Annotated in this window: 13 protein-coding genes; all 13 read left to right on the top strand. The window is 69.0% G+C overall.

Going from position 1 to position 16,045, the window contains the following annotated elements:
* Positions 1-22 precede the first annotated feature (22 nt).
* The 13 genes from nusG to rpsG all read left to right on the top strand — a co-directional run bounded on the left by nusG (position 23) and on the right by rpsG (position 16,023).
* Positions 23-745, top strand: a complete 723-nt coding sequence (gene nusG / locus ABZU91_RS19840) for a transcription termination/antitermination protein NusG (protein ID WP_355242197.1) — start codon at positions 23-25, stop codon at positions 743-745.
* A 186-nt stretch (positions 746-931) separates the two neighbouring features.
* Positions 932-1,363, top strand: coding sequence for a 50S ribosomal protein L11 (gene rplK / locus ABZU91_RS19835; protein WP_203174332.1), 432 nt, complete (start codon positions 932-934; stop codon positions 1,361-1,363).
* Positions 1,364-1,442: 79 nt separating this feature from the next.
* Positions 1,443-2,159, top strand: a complete 717-nt coding sequence (gene rplA / locus ABZU91_RS19830; RefSeq protein WP_355242194.1) for a 50S ribosomal protein L1 — start codon at positions 1,443-1,445, stop codon at positions 2,157-2,159.
* Between the two features lie 83 nt (positions 2,160-2,242).
* Positions 2,243-3,082, top strand: coding sequence for an ABC transporter ATP-binding protein (locus tag ABZU91_RS19825; protein ID WP_355242191.1), 840 nt, complete (start codon positions 2,243-2,245; stop codon positions 3,080-3,082).
* Entirely contained in the window at positions 3,079-3,768 is a 690-nt protein-coding gene (locus ABZU91_RS19820; protein ID WP_355242188.1) for a hypothetical protein, read from the top strand. Before ABZU91_RS19825 ends, ABZU91_RS19820 begins: the two co-directional genes overlap by 4 nt.
* A 337-nt stretch (positions 3,769-4,105) precedes the next feature.
* On the top strand, positions 4,106-4,654 hold the full coding sequence (gene rplJ / locus ABZU91_RS19815; RefSeq protein ID WP_355242184.1) for a 50S ribosomal protein L10: 549 nt from the start codon (positions 4,106-4,108) through the stop codon (positions 4,652-4,654).
* Positions 4,655-4,708: 54 nt separating this feature from the next.
* Complete coding sequence (gene rplL / locus ABZU91_RS19810; protein ID WP_355242181.1) at positions 4,709-5,095, top strand: 50S ribosomal protein L7/L12; 387 nt, start codon at positions 4,709-4,711, stop codon at positions 5,093-5,095.
* 571 nt (positions 5,096-5,666) lie between these two features.
* A complete protein-coding gene (locus tag ABZU91_RS19805) occupies positions 5,667-9,098 on the top strand; it encodes a DNA-directed RNA polymerase subunit beta (RefSeq protein ID WP_355242178.1) in 3,432 nt (1,143 codons plus the stop codon).
* Between the two features lie 80 nt (positions 9,099-9,178).
* Complete coding sequence (locus tag ABZU91_RS19800) at positions 9,179-13,066, top strand: DNA-directed RNA polymerase subunit beta' (RefSeq protein ID WP_355242175.1); 3,888 nt, start codon at positions 9,179-9,181, stop codon at positions 13,064-13,066.
* A gap of 93 nt (positions 13,067-13,159) precedes the next feature.
* On the top strand, positions 13,160-13,528 hold the full coding sequence (locus ABZU91_RS19795) for a hypothetical protein (protein WP_355242172.1): 369 nt from the start codon (positions 13,160-13,162) through the stop codon (positions 13,526-13,528).
* Between the two features lie 757 nt (positions 13,529-14,285).
* On the top strand, positions 14,286-14,666 hold the full coding sequence (locus tag ABZU91_RS19790; protein ID WP_355242360.1) for a hypothetical protein: 381 nt from the start codon (positions 14,286-14,288) through the stop codon (positions 14,664-14,666).
* 510 nt (positions 14,667-15,176) lie between these two features.
* Positions 15,177-15,551 carry a 30S ribosomal protein S12 gene (rpsL, locus tag ABZU91_RS19785; RefSeq protein WP_007465318.1) on the top strand — a complete coding sequence of 125 codons (375 nt, stop codon included), beginning with the start codon at positions 15,177-15,179 and terminating at the stop codon, positions 15,549-15,551.
* Position 15,552: 1 nt separating this feature from the next.
* Complete coding sequence (rpsG, locus tag ABZU91_RS19780; protein ID WP_030489583.1) at positions 15,553-16,023, top strand: 30S ribosomal protein S7; 471 nt, start codon at positions 15,553-15,555, stop codon at positions 16,021-16,023.
* Positions 16,024-16,045: the final 22 nt, after the last annotated feature.

Genomic DNA, 16,045 nt, shown 5'->3' with positions numbered 1-16,045 from the left:
ATAGTGACGGAAGTGAGCGAGCGTGCCTGAGTACGACGAGACCGCCGGAGAAGTGGACGAGCAGTCCACGGTCGCGACGGCGGCTGGTGACGAGTCGGTTGAGGCCGCCAGCGAGCCGGAGTTTCCCACCACCGAGCCTGCGCCGGACGAGGACTACGACCCGGTCGCCGAGCTGCGGCAGAAGCTGCGTTACGCGCCGGGCGACTGGTACGTGGTGCACTCGTACGCCGGTTACGAGAACAAGGTGAAGACCAACCTCGAGACCCGGATCACGAGCCTCGACATGGAGGACTTCATCTACCAGGTCGAGGTGCCGACCCGGGAAGAGGTCGAGGTCAAGAACGGTAAGCGTTCGCAGATCCAGGCCAAGGTCTTCCCCGGTTACATCCTGGTCCGGATGGAGCTGACCGCCGAGTCGTACTCGTGTGTCCGGAACACCCCGGGCGTGACCGGCTTCGTCGGCGCGACCGACCGGGCCGACCGGCCCGCGCCGCTGTCGCTCGACGAGGTGCTGAAGTGGCTGGCGCCGGCCGTCGACACCGAGCAGAAGAAGGCGAAGCCGGAGATCAAGGTCCTCGACTTCGAGGTCGGTGACTCGGTCACCGTCACCGACGGCGCGTTCGCGTCGCTGCCGGCCACGATCAGTGAGATCAACGCCGACCAGCAGAAGCTCAAGGTGCTGGTGTCGATCTTCGGTCGGGAGACCCCGGTGGAGCTCAACTTCAACCAGGTCGCCAAGATCTGACCGGTCGTCGGCGGCGGGCCCGGCCCGCCGCCGACGTCGCGTGCGCCCTCCCGCTCGACCTCGGCGGACGAGCGGGCTGCGGTCTGCGCTACTCTTGAACGTCGCCCCTGTCGCACCGCGCTGACCGTGCGCGCCCCGAGAGCGGCGACGGCCGCATTTTCCCTGCTCCAAGCCCCAGGAAGTGACATGCCTCCGAAGAAGAAGCTCGTCAAGACGTTCACGCTTCAGCTGCCGGCGGGCCAGGCCACGCCGGCGCCGCCGGTCGGCCCCGCGCTCGGCCAGCACGGCGTGAACATCATGGAGTTCTGCAAGTCCTACAACGCGCAGACCGAGTCCCAGCGGGGCGACATCGTCCCCGCCGAGATCAGCGTGTACGAGGACCGGTCCTTCACCTTCGTGCTGAAGACCCCGCCCGCCGCCCGGCTGCTGATCAAGGCCGCCGGTGTGCAGAAGGGCTCCGGCGTCCCGCAGGCGGAGAAGGTCGGCTCGGTCAGCCGTGCCCAGCTGCGTGAGATCGCCGAGAAGAAGATGGCCGACCTCAACGCCAACGACCTGGACCAGGCCGAGAAGATCATCGCGGGCACCGCCCGGTCGATGGGCATCACCGTCAACGACTGACGTCGGCTTTCCGCCAACGAACCGATCGTGGGAGGGCACGCGCCGAGCGGCCCGCCAGAGACCACAGGAGTAATCAGCAATGCAGCGCAGCAAGAGCTACCGCAAGGCCGCCGACGTCATCGACCGGTCGAAGCTCTACACCCCCGCCGAGGCCGTGAAGCTGGCCAAGGAGACCACCAACGTCAAGTTCGACGCCACGGTCGAGGTCGCCATGCGCCTCGGCGTCGACCCCCGCAAGGCGGACCAGATGGTCCGCGGCGTGGTCAACCTGCCGCACGGCACCGGTAAGACCGCCCGCGTGATCGTCTTCGCCAGCGGCGCGAAGGCCGAAGAGGCCGCCGCGGCGGGTGCGGACGAGGTGGGCACCGACGAGCTGGTCGCCCGCATCCAGGGTGGTTGGCTCGACTTCGACGCGGCGATCGCCACGCCGGACCAGATGGCCAAGATCGGCCGGATCGCGCGGATCCTGGGCCCGCGCGGTCTCATGCCGAACCCGAAGACCGGCACGGTGACCATGGACGTCACCAAGGCGGTGCAGGACATCAAGGGCGGCAAGATCACCTTCCGGGTGGACAAGCACTCCAACCTGCACCTGATCATCGGCAAGGCCTCCTTCTCGGAGACCCAGCTGGTGGACAACTACGCTGCGGTGCTCGACGAGGTCCTGCGGGCCAAGCCGTCCGCGTCCAAGGGCAAGTACCTGCGCAAGGTCATCCTCACCACCACGATGGGTCCGGGCGTTCCGATCGACCCGAACCTGGTGAAGAACATCCGCGAGGACTCGGCCGACGCCTGAGAGTCGACAGCTCGCTCGTACCGGGGCGCCGCCACGATTGTGGCGGCGCCCCGGCGCGTCCGGGGTGTGGCAAGCTCGACCGCATGCGGCTGGAGAACGTCTGGTTGCGGTACCACCGGCGCGGTCCGTGGGTACTGCGGGGCGTGGACGTGCGGATCGGCCCGGGTGAGGTCGCGGTCGTCCTCGGCCGCAACGGCGTGGGCAAGTCGACCCTGCTCCAGGTGGCCGCCGGGGTGCTGCGGCCGGGCCGGGGCCGGGTAGCCGACCGGCCGGCCCGGGTGGGCTGGGTGCCGGAGCGGTTCCCGGCCGACCAGCCCTTCACCGTGTCCCGCTATCTGACCGGCATGGCCCGCGCGGCCGGGCTCGGGCCGTCGGCCGCCGACGCGACGGTGACGACCTGGACGCAGCGGCTCGGGCTGGGCGCGTTCAGTTCGGTGCGGCTTGCCGAGCTCTCCAAGGGCACCGCGCAGAAGGTGGGCCTCGCCCAGGCCATGCTGCGGGCACCGGGCCTGCTGGTGCTCGACGAGCCGTGGGAGGGCCTGGACGCCGCGACCCGCGAGCTGGTCCCCGAACTGATCGACGAGGTGCTCGCCGACGGTGGCACGGTCCTGGTCAGCGACCACCGGGGCGAGACGGTACGGCTGCCGGCCGCGCGCCGTTGGTCGGTGGCCGCGGGGTCGCTGACCGAGGAGACCGCGCCGACCGACGAGGAGGCCATCGCGGTGGTCGAGGTCGCCGTGCCGGCCGCGCGGGTCGCCGGCACCGTCGCCCGCCTGCGGGCCGAGGGGCATCAGATTCTTCGGGTACGCGCCGACGCCTCCACCGCAGCACCCCAGGCGCAACGGCCCACCCCGTCGACGTCGACGGCGCGACCGGGAGCGGCCGACGCGGTGGTCGAGCCGAGCACGGGGGAGGGCCGGTGAGCGCCCTGGTGCGGATGCGCCTGGCCGGCTTCCTGCGTACCGGGCGAGCGTTGGCACCCCTGCTCGCGGGCCTGGTCGTACTCGGCACGCTCTACGGCGGCGGCCGGTCCCAGCCGGCGGAGGCGTACGGCGTCTCTGCCGTGGTGCTCTTCCCGGTGCTCGCGTGGCAGACCAAGATCCTGTTGGACATCGAGCCGGACGTACAGCGCCGGCTCGCCCAGGTGACCGTCGGGGTGGCCCGGGAGCGGCTGTCCGGCCTCCTGGCGGCCGGGGTGGCGGCGCTGGTCGCGGTGGCCGTCGCGCTGGCCTTTCCGTGGCTGGTGGGCGGGGTCACCGGCCCGGTCGAGCCGGGGGACCGGTCGGTGCTGGTCGGCGTCGCGCTGGGGTTGTGGGCGCACCTGCTCGCCGTACCCGCCGCTGTCGCTCTCGGCGCGCTGGCCAGCCGGGCGTCGGTGGGCGGTGCCGCGTACGGCGTCGCGGTGCTGGCGCTCGGCGGTGTCGGCGCGGTGGCGCTCGGCCTGCGCGGCTCGGTCGCGCCCTGGCTGGTACCGCCGATCATGGCGACCGCACGGACGACCGCGGGCGACGCCGCCGCGCTGACCCTGCTCGGGCTCACGGTCTGGGCGTTGGCGTGGAGCACGGCGGTCACCGTCGCCTACCTGTGGCGGCGCCGGGCCCAGGGTTGAGCGGCACCGGTGACGTGACCCGGCTCACCGGGGGCGATTTGGCGCTGGTGGTGCCGGCGCGTAGTCTTCAGGTGTCATCCGTGTTGTTGCGGATGGAGAACCACCCAGAGACCGCTGGTCACCGTGTTTTGGCACGGTCGAAGGTCCCGCGACATCGGGCGACCCGCGTAGGGCGGCAAGCGTAACTCGGCAGTGAGCATGGTCCGCCGACCATGACGATCCGCCGGCCCTCGCCCCGTGCGCCCTGCGCCGGGGCTTTTCGTTGTCGTGCTGCCTCCGCCCCCGCTTCGGCTTCGGCCGGTCGGGGACCAGCCTCGAGTAACGAGAGAGGAGGGACATGGCGGACAAGCCGATCCGAGCCGACAAGGCCACGGCCGTCGCTGAGCTGACCGAGAGCTTCCGCAGCGCGGGCGCCACCGTGCTGACCGAGTACCGCGGTCTGACGGTTTCCCAGCTCACCCAGCTGCGGCGCTCGCTCGGTGCCGAGACCAGCTACACGGTCGCGAAGAACACGCTGGCAAAGCGTGCCGCGACGGACGCGGGCATCACCGGCCTCGACGAGCTGTTCACCGGTCCTACCGCGCTGACTTTCGTTTCGGGCGACGTCGTCGAGGCGGCGAAGGGGCTTCGTGATTTCGCGAAGGCCAACCCGAAGCTCGTCATCAAGGGCGGTGTCTTCGAGGGCAAGGCCATTTCCGCGGCCGAGGTCACGAAGCTTGCCGACCTGGAGTCCCGCGAGGTGCTGCTGGCCAAGCTGGCCGGCGCGATGAAGGGCAACCTGAGCAAGGCCGCGGCCCTGTTCCAGGCCCCGCTCGCCAAGGCCGCCCGTGCGGCGGCCGCCCTGGCGGACAAGAAGCGCGAGCAGGAGGGCGCCGAGGCGGCCTGAGGCCCTCCCGGCGCACACGTTCTTACTTAACAGATTCAGGAAAGGACGCCAGACATGGCGAAGCTCAGCACTGACGAGCTGCTCGACGCGTTCAAGGAGATGACGCTGATCGAGCTCTCCGAGTTCGTGAAGCAGTTCGAGGACACCTTCGAGGTCACCGCTGCGGCTCCGGTCGCGATCGCCCAGGGTGGCGGCGGCGGTGCCACCGCGGCTCCGGTCGAGGAGGAGAAGGACGAGTTCGACGTCATCCTCGAGGCTGACGGCGGCAAGAAGATCCAGGTCATCAAGGTCGTGCGTGAGCTGACCGGCCTGGGCCTCAAGGAGGCCAAGGACGCGGTCGAGTCCGCGCCGAAGGCCATCCTGGAGAAGGTCAACAAGGAGACCGCCGAGAAGGCGAAGGCCAAGCTCGAGGGTGAGGGCGCCAAGGTCACCCTCAAGTGACCTGACGTTCCACAGGCGCGTACCCGGCTCGGTGAGCTGGGACACGATCGCGTCGCGGCGGGCGGTGATCCGACACGGGTCACCGCCCGCCGTGTTTCGTGTATCCGGCGACAACCGTCCTGAGCTGGGCACCGATGGTCGTCGACGGGCCAGGAGGACGAGCGTCCGGATCGCCCTCAGGTGGGAAAGAACCGACGACCCGGATACCGGCCCTTGACGTGGCACCGGCCTGCCAGGCACGCTGACACCAGCAAGACACCGCGCTTGCGACGGCCACGATGTGGGTAATGGCAGCGACGGCACCATCGGTCGCGGTCACCCGAGCGGCCCAGTGGGGAGTTGCGTTCTGAGCGGCCCGGCAGACCCCGGTTCACGGGGGCCGAGGCGCGTTCCGCGAACGACCTGCGGGGTGGGCTGGACAGCGGTTAGCCTCTCGGCTACACTGCTAGTTTGCGCTGCCTTCCGACTTGGCCCCTGCTCGGAAATGTCCGTTTACGGATAATTCTGGTGGGGTCATTGGAGTGCACGCGTACCAGCCGTTCTGCAGCACCGGTCCTCGGAAGGACGCATCTTGGCAGCTTCCCGCCCTGCGAAGACCAGTCGTACGTCGAGCGCATTCGCTCCCCGCCGAGTTTCATTCGGCAGGATCACCGAACACCTCGAGGTCCCCAACCTCCTTGCCATCCAGAACGAGTCCTTCGACTGGCTCGTCGGCAACGAGGCTTGGCAGGGCCGGTCGGCGGACGACCCGCACGCACGCTCGGGTCTCGCGGAGATCCTTGAAGAGATCAGTCCCATTGAGGACTTCTCCGGCACCATGTCACTCTCCTTCTCGGCGCCGCGCTTCGACGAGGTCAAGGCCTCGATCGAGGAGTGCAAAGAGAAGGACCTGACCTACTGCGCTCCGCTCTTCGTGACCGCGGAGTTCACCAACAACACCACTGGCGAGATCAAGAGCCAGACGGTGTTCATGGGTGACTTCCCGATGATGACGCCCAAGGGCACCTTCGTCATCAACGGCACCGAGCGCGTCGTGGTCAGCCAGCTCGTCCGGTCTCCGGGCGTGTACTTCGACAAGCAGCCGGACAAGACCTCCGACCGCGACCTCTCCAGCGTCAAGGTCATCCCGAGTCGGGGTGCCTGGCTGGAGTTCGACATCGACAAGCGCGACACGGTCGGCGTACGTATCGACCGTAAGCGCCGGCAGGCCGTCACGGTCCTGCTCAAGGCCATCGGATGGTCGGCCGAGCGGATCCGTGAGAAGTTCGGCTGGTCCGAGCTGATGATGACCACGCTCGAGAAGGACCACATCGCCGGCGCCGACGAGGCCCTGCTAGACATCTACCGCAAGCTGCGCCCTGGCGAGCCGCCGACGCGCGAGAACGCCCAGACCCTGCTCGACAACCTCTTCTTCAACCCGAAGAGGTACGACGTCGCCAAGGTCGGGCGCTACAAGTTCAACAAGAAGCTCGAAGTCAACGTGCCGATCACCACCGGCACGCTGACCGAGGACGACATCGTCGCCACCGTGGAGTACCTGTGCCGGCTGCACGCCGGTGAGGACAGCTACGAGGCCGACGACATCGACCACTTCGGCAACCGGCGCCTTCGTACCGTGGGCGAGCTGATCCAGAACCAGGTTCGGGTCGGCCTCTCCCGGATGGAGCGTGTCGTCCGCGAGCGGATGACCACGCAGGACGTCGAGGCGATCACGCCGCAGACCCTGATCAACATCCGCCCGGTGGTGGCGGCGATCAAGGAGTTCTTCGGTACGTCCCAGCTGTCCCAGTTCATGGACCAGACCAACCCGCTGGCGGGCCTGACCCACCGGCGTCGGCTGAGCGCGCTCGGCCCGGGTGGTCTGTCCCGGGAGCGGGCCGGCTTCGAGGTCCGCGACGTGCACCCGTCCCACTACGGCCGGATGTGCCCGATCGAGACGCCGGAAGGCCCGAACATCGGCCTGATCGGCGCGCTGTCCACCTTCGCCCGGGTCAACCCGTTCGGCTTCATCGAGACGCCGTACCGGAAGGTCGTCGAGGGTCGGGTCACCGACCAGATCGACTACCTGACCGCGGACGAGGAGGACCGCTTCGTCAAGGCCCAGGCCAACGCGCGCCTGAAGGCGGACGGCACGTTCGCCGAGGAGCGGGTGCTCTGCCGTCGTAAGGGCGGCGAGACCGAGGACGTCGTCCCCGGTGCCGTCGACTACATGGACGTCTCGCCCCGGCAGATGACCTCGGTCGCGACCGCCATGATCCCGTTCCTCGAGCACGACGACGCCAACCGGGCACTGATGGGCGCGAACATGCAGCGCCAGGCGGTGCCGCTGGTCAAGGCCGAGGCGCCGCTCGTGGGTACGGGCATGGAGTACCGGGCCGCGGTCGACGCTGGCGACGTGGTGGTCGCCGAGGTCGGCGGTGTGATCGAGGATCTCTGCGCCGACTACGTCACCATCCACCAGGATGACGGCCACCGCCGGACGTACCTGCTGCACAAGTTCCGCCGCTCCAACGCCGGCTCCTGCGTCAACCAGAAGCCGGTCGTCTTCGAGGGCGACCGCGTCGAGGCCGGTCAGGTCATCGCCGACGGTCCGTGCACCGACGAGGGCGAGATGGCACTCGGACGCAACCTGCTGGTGGCGTTCATGTGCTGGGAGGGTCACAACTACGAGGACGCGATCATCCTGTCGCAGCGCCTCGTGCAGCAGGACGTGCTCACCTCGATCCACATCGAGGAGCACGAGGTCGACGCCCGGGACACCAAGCTCGGTCCGGAGGAGATCACCCGCGACATCCCGAACGTCAGCGAGGAAATGCTCGCCGACCTCGACGAGCGCGGCATCATCCGGATCGGCGCCGAGGTCGTCCCCGGCGACATCCTGGTCGGCAAGGTCACGCCCAAGGGTGAGACCGAGCTGACCCCGGAGGAGCGGCTGCTCCGCGCGATCTTCGGTGAGAAGGCGCGTGAGGTTCGGGACACCTCGCTGAAGGTGCCGCACGGCGAGACCGGCACGGTCATCGGTGTGCGCACGTTCTCCCGCGAGGACGGCGACGAGTTGCCGCCGGGTGTCAACGAGCTGGTCCGGGTCTACGTCGCCCAGAAGCGCAAGATCCAGGACGGCGACAAGCTCGCCGGCCGGCACGGCAACAAGGGCGTCATCTCCAAGATCCTGCCGGTCGAGGACATGCCGTTCCTCGAGGACGGCACTCCGGTCGACATCGTGCTCAACCCGCTCGGTGTGCCGAGCCGGATGAACATCGGCCAGGTTTTGGAGACCCACCTCGGTTGGGTCGCCAAGACCGGTTGGAAGGTCGAGGGTGACGACGCCGAGTGGAAGCGCCAGCTCCGCTCGATCGACGCGCACGAGTCCGAGGGTGACACCAACGTGGCCACCCCGGTCTTCGACGGTGCCCGCGAGGAGGAGATCTCCGGTCTGCTCGAGTCGACCCTGCCCAACCGGGACGGCAAGCAGCTGATCGGTCGTACCGGTAAGGCGCAGCTGTTCGACGGTCGTTCCGGTGAGCCTTTGCCGGACCCGATCGCGGTCGGCTACGTCTACATCCTGAAGCTCAACCACCTGGTCGACGACAAGATCCACGCTCGGTCGACCGGCCCGTACTCGATGATCACGCAGCAGCCGCTGGGTGGTAAGGCGCAGTTCGGTGGTCAGCGTTTCGGTGAGATGGAGTGCTGGGCGATGCAGGCGTACGGCGCTGCCTACGCCCTGCAGGAGCTGCTCACGATCAAGTCCGACGACGTGCTCGGCCGGGTGAAGGTCTACGAGGCCATCGTCAAGGGCGAGAACATCCCGGAGCCGGGCATCCCGGAGTCGTTCAAGGTGCTGCTCAAGGAGCTGCAGTCGCTGTGCCTCAACGTTGAGGTGCTCTCCAGCGACGGTGTGGCCCTGGAGATGCGCGAGACCGACGACGAGGTGTTCCGGGCCGCGGAGGAGCTGGGCATCGACCTGTCCCGGCGCGAGCCGAGCTCGGTCGAAGAGGTGTAAGTGGTGCGGGTTGGGGGTCCTCCGGGGCCCCCAACCCTCGCCCGTGATCTAGCTGTAAAGACGACGACATAGGGGACATAGTGCTCGACGTCAACTTCTTCGACGAGCTGCGCATTGGTCTCGCCACGGCCGACGACATCCGTCAGTGGTCGCATGGCGAGGTCAAGAAGCCTGAGACGATCAACTACCGCACCCTGAAGCCGGAGAAGGACGGACTCTTCTGCGAGAAGATCTTCGGTCCGCAGCGGGACTGGGAGTGCTACTGCGGTAAGTACAAGCGCGTCCGGTTCAAGGGCATCATCTGCGAGCGCTGCGGCGTCGAGGTGACCCGCTCCAAGGTCCGTCGTGAGCGGATGGGGCACATCGAGCTCGCCGCTCCGGTGACCCACATCTGGTACTTCAAGGGCGTTCCGAGCCGGCTGGGCTACCTGCTGGACCTCGCCCCCAAGGACCTCGAGAAGATCATCTACTTCGCCTCGTACGTCGTGACGAGCGTGGACGCCGAGTCGCGTCACCGCGACCTCTCGACGATCGAGAACGAGATCCTCGCCGAGAAGCGGCAGTCCGAGAACAGCCGCGACTCGGAGATCGAGAAGCGGGCCGCCAAGCTCGAGGCCGACCTGGCCGAGCTGGAGGCCGAGGGTGCCAAGGCGGACGTCCGGCGCAAGGTCAAGGAGGGCGGAGAGCGCGAGATGCGCCAGATCCGCGACCGGGCCCAGCGCGAGATCGACCGCCTGGACGAGGTGCTGGACACCTTCCGCAAGCTGGAGCCGAAGCAGCTGGTCACCGACGAGCTGCTCTACCGCGAGCTGCGCGACCGCTTCGCTGAGTACTTCACCGGTTCGATGGGTGCCGAGGCCATCAAGGCGCTGGTCCAGAACATGGACCTCGACGCGGAGGCCGAGAGCCTGCGCGAGACCATCCGGTCCGGTAAGGGTCAGCGGAAGATCCGGGCGCTCAAGCGGCTCAAGGTCGTCGCGGCGTTCCTGAACACCCGCAACTCGCCACTCGGCATGGTGCTGGACTGCGTTCCGGTCATCCCGCCGGACCTGCGCCCGATGGTGCAGCTCGACGGTGGCCGGTTCGCGACCTCGGACCTCAACGACCTGTACCGCCGCGTGATCAACCGGAACAACCGCCTCAAGCGACTGATCGACCTCGGCGCGCCCGAGATCATCGTCAACAACGAGAAGCGGATGCTCCAGGAGGCCGTCGACGCGCTGTTCGACAACGGCCGTCGCGGCCGGCCGGTCACCGGTCCGGGTAACCGTCCGCTCAAGTCGCTGTCCGACATGCTCAAGGGCAAGCAGGGCCGGTTCCGCCAGAACCTGCTGGGCAAGCGCGTCGACTACTCCGGCCGTTCGGTCATCGTGGTCGGCCCGAAGCTCAAGCTGCACCAGTGCGGTCTGCCCAAGCAGATGGCGCTGGAGCTGTTCAAGCCGTTCGTCATGAAGCGGCTGGTGGACCTCAACCACGCGCAGAACATCAAGTCCGCCAAGCGGATGGTCGAGCGTCAGCGCCCGGTCGTGTGGGACGTGCTGGAAGAGGTCATCGGCGAGCACCCGGTGCTGCTCAACCGGGCGCCGACCCTGCACCGCCTGGGCATCCAGGCCTTCGAGCCGCAGCTGGTCGAGGGCAAGGCCATCCAGATCCACCCGCTGGTCTGCACCGCGTTCAACGCCGACTTCGACGGTGACCAGATGGCGGTGCACGTGCCGCTGTCCGCCGAGGCGCAGGCCGAGGCGCGGATCCTGATGCTGTCGTCGAACAACATCCTCAAGCCGGCCGACGGCAAGCCGGTCACCATGCCCACCCAGGACATGGTCATCGGTCTGTACTACCTCACCCACCTCACCCCCGGTGAGAAGGGCGAGGGCCGGGTGTTCAGCTCGGACGCCGAGGCGCAGATGGCCTTCGACAACGGTGAGCTGGGCCTGCAGGCGCCGGTGAAGATCCGCCTGCGTGGCGTGGTCGGCGTCGACAACGGCTCTGGCGCCGAGGCGTGGACCGCCCCGGAGGGCTGGGTCGAGGGTGACCCGCTGACCGTGGAGACCACCCTGGGCCGGGTGCTGTTCAACGAGACGCTGCCGCAGGGCTACCGCTTCGTGAACTACGAGATCCGCAAGGGTCAGCTCTCCGCGATCGTCAACGACCTCGCCGAGCGCTTCCCCAAGGTGGCGCTGGCCGCCACCCTGGACGGGCTCAAGGAGGCCGGTTTCCACTGGGCCACCTGGTCCGGCGTGACGATCGGCATGGAGGACGTCATCGCTCCGCCGCGCAAGGCGGAGATCCTGGCGAAGTACGAGAAGGAAGCCGACCGGATCGACAAGCAGTACCAGCGTGGTCTGATGACCGCCGAGGAGCGTCGCGGCGAGCTCATCGAGATCTGGACCAAGGCGACCAACGAGGTCGCCAAGGAGATGGACACCGCGCTGCCGCAGGAGAACCCCCTGTGGGTAATGATCAACTCGGGTGCTCGCGGTAACCTGCTCCAGCTCCGGCAGATCGCGGCGATCCGTGGTCTGGTGGCCAACCCGAAGGGCGAGATCATCCCGCGGCCGATCAAGGCCAGCTACCGGGAGGGTCTGTCCGTGCTGGAGTACTTCATCTCCACGCACGGTGCCCGTAAGGGTCTCGCCGACACCGCGTTGCGGACCGCCGACTCGGGTTACCTGACCCGTCGTCTGGTGGACGTCTCCCAGGACGTGATCATCCGCGAGGAGGACTGCGGCACCGACCGGGCAATCCCGATGCAGATCGGCGAGAAGCTCGACGGCAAGCTCGTCGTCCACACCCACGCCGAGACCAGCGTGCACGCCCGGACCCTGGCCGACGACATCAAGGGGCCGGACGGCACCGTGGTGGCCGAGCGCGGCCAGGACATCAACTCCATTGGGGTCGACAAGATCGTCGCCGCTGGTGTGGAGACGGTCCGGGTGCGCAGCGTGCTCACCTGCGAGTCGAAGCTGGGCGTCTGCGCGGCCTGCTACGGCCGTTCGCTGCCGACCGGCAAGTCGGTCGACATCGGTGAGGCCGTCGGCATCATCGCTGCCCAGTCCATCGGTGAGCCGGGTACGCAGCTGACGATGCGTACCTTCCACACCGGTGGTGTCGCGGGTGAGGACATCACCCAGGGTCTGCCGCGTGTGCAGGAAATCTTCGAGGCCCGGGTCCCGAAGGGTAAGGCGCCCATCGCCGACACCCCCGGTCGGATCCGCATCGAGGACGGCGAGCGCTCGCGGAAGATCATCGTGGTGCCGGACGACGGCAGCGAAGAGATCGTCTACGACAAGATCTCCAAGCGCGTCAAGCTCCGGACCCACGACGGCGGCCACGTCGCGGTCGGCGAGAAGCTGACCGAGGGCACCATCGACCCGCACGAGCTGCTGCGGATCATGGGTCCGCGGGCGGTCCAGGTCCACCTGACCAGTGAGGTCCAGGAGGTCTACCGCTCGCAGGGTGTGCTCATCCACGACAAGCACATCGAGATCATCATCCGCCAGATGCTCAAGCGGGTGACGGTCATCGACTCCGGCTCGACCGAGTTCCTGCCGGGCGTGCTGGTCGACCGGGCGCTGTTCGAGTCGGAGAACCGCCGACTCGTGTCGGAGGGTGGCGAGCCCGCCGCCGGCCGTCCGGTGCTGATGGGTATCACCAAGGCCTCGTTGGCCACCGACTCCTGGCTCTCCGCGGCCTCCTTCCAGGAGACCACGCGGGTGCTGACCGACGCTGCGATCAACTCGCGCAGCGACTCGCTGGTCGGCCTCAAGGAGAACGTGATCATCGGTAAGCTCATCCCGGCCGGTACGGGCATCAGCAAGTACCGCAACGTCCGGGTCGAGCCGACCGAGGAGGCCAAGGCCAAGGTCTACTCGATGACCGGTTACCCGGAGACCGACTACGGGTTCGGGCCGGCCAGTGGGCAGGCTGTGCCGCTGGACGACTTCGACTTCGGGTCGTACCGCTAAAGCACCGATACCGACGAGGCCCCCGGCAGCCGCCGGGGGCCTCGTCGTGTGCGGACCGCCCTGGCAGCGGTCCGGGTTGGGCATGATGGAGACATGACGACCGCATCCGGGCAGGTGTCCGTCGCCTCTTCGGGCCTGCGCCACCCGCTCGACCCGGACCCGGCCCGTGCCACCAAGGCGCGGGCGGTCTTCGCGCTGGGGCTGCTCGGCATGCTGACCGGGCTGTTCATCGGTGGGGTGGTACCCGCGACGGTGGCGCTCCAACTGGCTCGGCAGGCCCGGCGGGAGGCGTACGCCTCGGGGGGTTTCCTGACCGGAAGCGTCTGGCTGCGACGGGGGGAGCGGCTGGCCTGGACCGGTCTCGTGCTGGTCGCGGTCAGCGTGGTCGTCGTCGTGGTGATCGGCGTGGTCCGGCTGGCCGGCGCGCCGTTGGGCCACGACTACCCGGCGAACATGGACTGACCATCCGGCGACCGCGCCCGGCGCGGACGGCGCCGTCTCCGGCGGTAGCCTGGCCGGTGTCCGCCGCGCGCGCTGGCGGCCCTCTCGACAGGAGAATTTCGTGACGGAACCGGCGCGGCCCCCGGCGGACGAACCAGCCGGGCATCCTGGCGAGCCGGCTCCGGACGCGGCTTCCCGCACGCCGGCTCCGGACGTGACTCCCTCTGCGCCGGCTCCGGATGCGCCGTCGTCCGTGCCGGTGTCAGGCGCGGCGTCCTCCGAGCCGATCTCGGACGCGGCTTCCTCCGCGCCGGCTTCGTCGGCCGGTAGTGCGTGGGTGCAACCCGAAGCGGGTGGGCAGCCGGCCCCGAGCATCGGCGACCCCGACCCGGGTGCACCGCCCTCGGGATGGGGTCCGCCGCCCTCGCCGGCGTGGGGTCCGCCGACGGCCCAGTGGGGCGGGGTCTATCCGCCCGGTTACGGGCAGCCCCATCCCGCCCCCGGAACACCGCCGCCGTACGGCTGGGCCCAGCCACCGTCGCAACCGGCCGTGCCGCACGGCTGGGGCCAGCCGTGGTCGGGGCCCGGTGCGCCCGCCGGTTGGGGGCACCCGCCGTCGCAGCCTGCCGTGCCGCACGGCTGGGGCCCGCCGTCGTCCGGGCCGGGCACGCCCGGCGCCTGGGGGCAGCCGGCGCCGGGGCAGTTCCCGGGTTGGGGTACGGCCGTGGCGCGGCCGGTGCCGCCGCCCACCGACGATCAGCGGCGGCCGCCGAAGCGGGTGGAATCGGTGCCCGGCACCCCGTTCGGCGTGGTGCACCTGGACGTGCCGCCGGTCACCGCCGGGTTGGCTACCGGGTCGCTGGTGGCCGGCATCGCCTCGATCCTGGTCTCGCTGCTGGTGATCTGCATCGGTGTGGCCTTCGGGGCCGACGGTGGTGTGTGGGTCTCCGGTGCCTTCACGGTGCTGGGGGTGCTGGCGGGGGTGGCGGCGATCGTCACCGGCCTGCTCGGTCGGCGGCAGATCCGCCGGCCGGCTGCCCCGTCGGGGGTGCGGTTCACCGGCCGAGGGCTCGCGGTGGCCGGCATCAGCTGTGGCGCGGCGGGCGCGCTGCTCAGCCTGTTGGGTCTGGGGCTGGGGTTGCTGATCAGCCTGACGTGACTTCGGGCCACCGGGCCGCAGCCATGGCGCCGGTGGGGGCGTGGGGCCCTGGGTGCCTGCCCGGGGGCGACGGGTGCTTCGGTGGGGAAGCCGGTACACTTGTATCGGTAGGTGCCCATCGCGGGCGACGAGGCGGGACGCGATCCGGCCGGCGAGTGTGAGACGTTCGCCGACCCATTCCGTTTTGACCTGGGCGGCTGTGGTAGGTACTCTTTCCCCTTGTGCCCGGGCGTGCCCGGGCAACTCGTGCGTGCGCTGGTTCCGGAGTCCGGACGGCGGCACGACAAGCCAAAGATCCGGAGCGGGGCGATCCGCGTGCCGGTGACAGAAATCCGGTACGCCCGCGACAGCGTCCGTACCGGAACCGTGAGTTGGGCGACACGCCCGACCGCGGGTGCCGGGGCCTCCGCAAGGTGACCCTGGCCGGAATGTAGGAGAGCCGGTCATCAGGCCGGCTAACGAGCAGACGGCGCGGCCGCAGACAGCGGCCGAAGGGAGCGGAGAAACCCGGTGCCCACCATTCAGCAGCTGGTCCGAAAGGGCCGTCAGGCCAAGACGACCAAGACCAAGACCCCTGCGCTCAAGGGGTCTCCCCAGCGGCGCGGCGTGTGTACCCGCGTGTACACCACCACCCCGAAGAAGCCGAACTCGGCGCTGCGCAAGGTCGCTCGTGTCAAGCTCAGCAGCCAGATCGAGGTAACCGCGTACATCCCGGGTGTCGGCCACAACCTGCAGGAGCACTCGATCGTGCTCGTGCGTGGCGGCCGTGTGAAGGACCTCCCCGGCGTGCGTTACAAGATCGTCCGCGGCTCGCTGGACACCCAGGGTGTCCGCAACCGCAAGCAGGCGCGCAGCCGTTACGGCGCGAAGAAGGAGAAGAGCTGACATGCCGCGTAAGGGACCCGCTCCGCGGCGGCCACTGGTCGCTGACCCGGTGTACAACTCGCCGCTGGTCACCCAGCTGGTGAACAAGATCCTGCTGCGCGGCAAGCGTCAGCTCGCCGAGACCATCGTGTACGCGGCCCTCGAGGGCTGCCGCGAGAAGTCCGGCACCGACCCGGTCGTCACCCTCAAGCGGGCGATGGACAACGTCAAGCCGACCCTCGAGGTGCGCAGCCGTCGAGTCGGTGGCGCCACCTACCAGGTTCCGGTCGAGGTCCGTCCCACCCGGGCGACCACTCTGGGCCTGCGCTGGCTGGTGACCTACTCCCGCGCCCGCCGCGAGAAGACCATGGTCGAGCGGCTGATGAACGAGCTGCTGGACGCGAGCAACGGCCTCGGTGCCGCCGTCAAGCGGCGCGAGGACACGCACAAGATGGCCGAGTCCAACAAGGCCTTCGCGCACTACCGCTGGTAACACCTGAGGTTCCGGCGTCCCC

The sequence above is a fragment of the Micromonospora sp. NPDC005174 genome, from assembly GCF_040608495.1.
Lineage (GTDB): Bacteria > Actinomycetota > Actinomycetes > Mycobacteriales > Micromonosporaceae > Micromonospora.
This window is presented reverse-complemented; position numbering and strand designations above follow the sequence as displayed.

What these genes read in the sequence shown, in the direction of transcription:
- rplK (WP_203174332.1), top strand. Translation starts at nt 932, where the DNA reads ATGCCTCCGAAGAAGAAGCTCGTCAAGACGTTCACGCTTCAGCTGCCG.
- rplA (WP_355242194.1), top strand. Translation starts at nt 1,443, where the DNA reads ATGCAGCGCAGCAAGAGCTACCGCAAGGCCGCCGACGTCATCGACCGG.
- ABZU91_RS19825 (WP_355242191.1), top strand. Translation starts at nt 2,243, where the DNA reads ATGCGGCTGGAGAACGTCTGGTTGCGGTACCACCGGCGCGGTCCGTGG.
- rplJ (WP_355242184.1), top strand. Translation starts at nt 4,106, where the DNA reads ATGGCGGACAAGCCGATCCGAGCCGACAAGGCCACGGCCGTCGCTGAG.
- rplL (WP_355242181.1), top strand. Translation starts at nt 4,709, where the DNA reads ATGGCGAAGCTCAGCACTGACGAGCTGCTCGACGCGTTCAAGGAGATG.
- ABZU91_RS19795 (WP_355242172.1), top strand. Translation starts at nt 13,160, where the DNA reads ATGACGACCGCATCCGGGCAGGTGTCCGTCGCCTCTTCGGGCCTGCGC.
- rpsG (WP_030489583.1), top strand. Translation starts at nt 15,553, where the DNA reads ATGCCGCGTAAGGGACCCGCTCCGCGGCGGCCACTGGTCGCTGACCCG.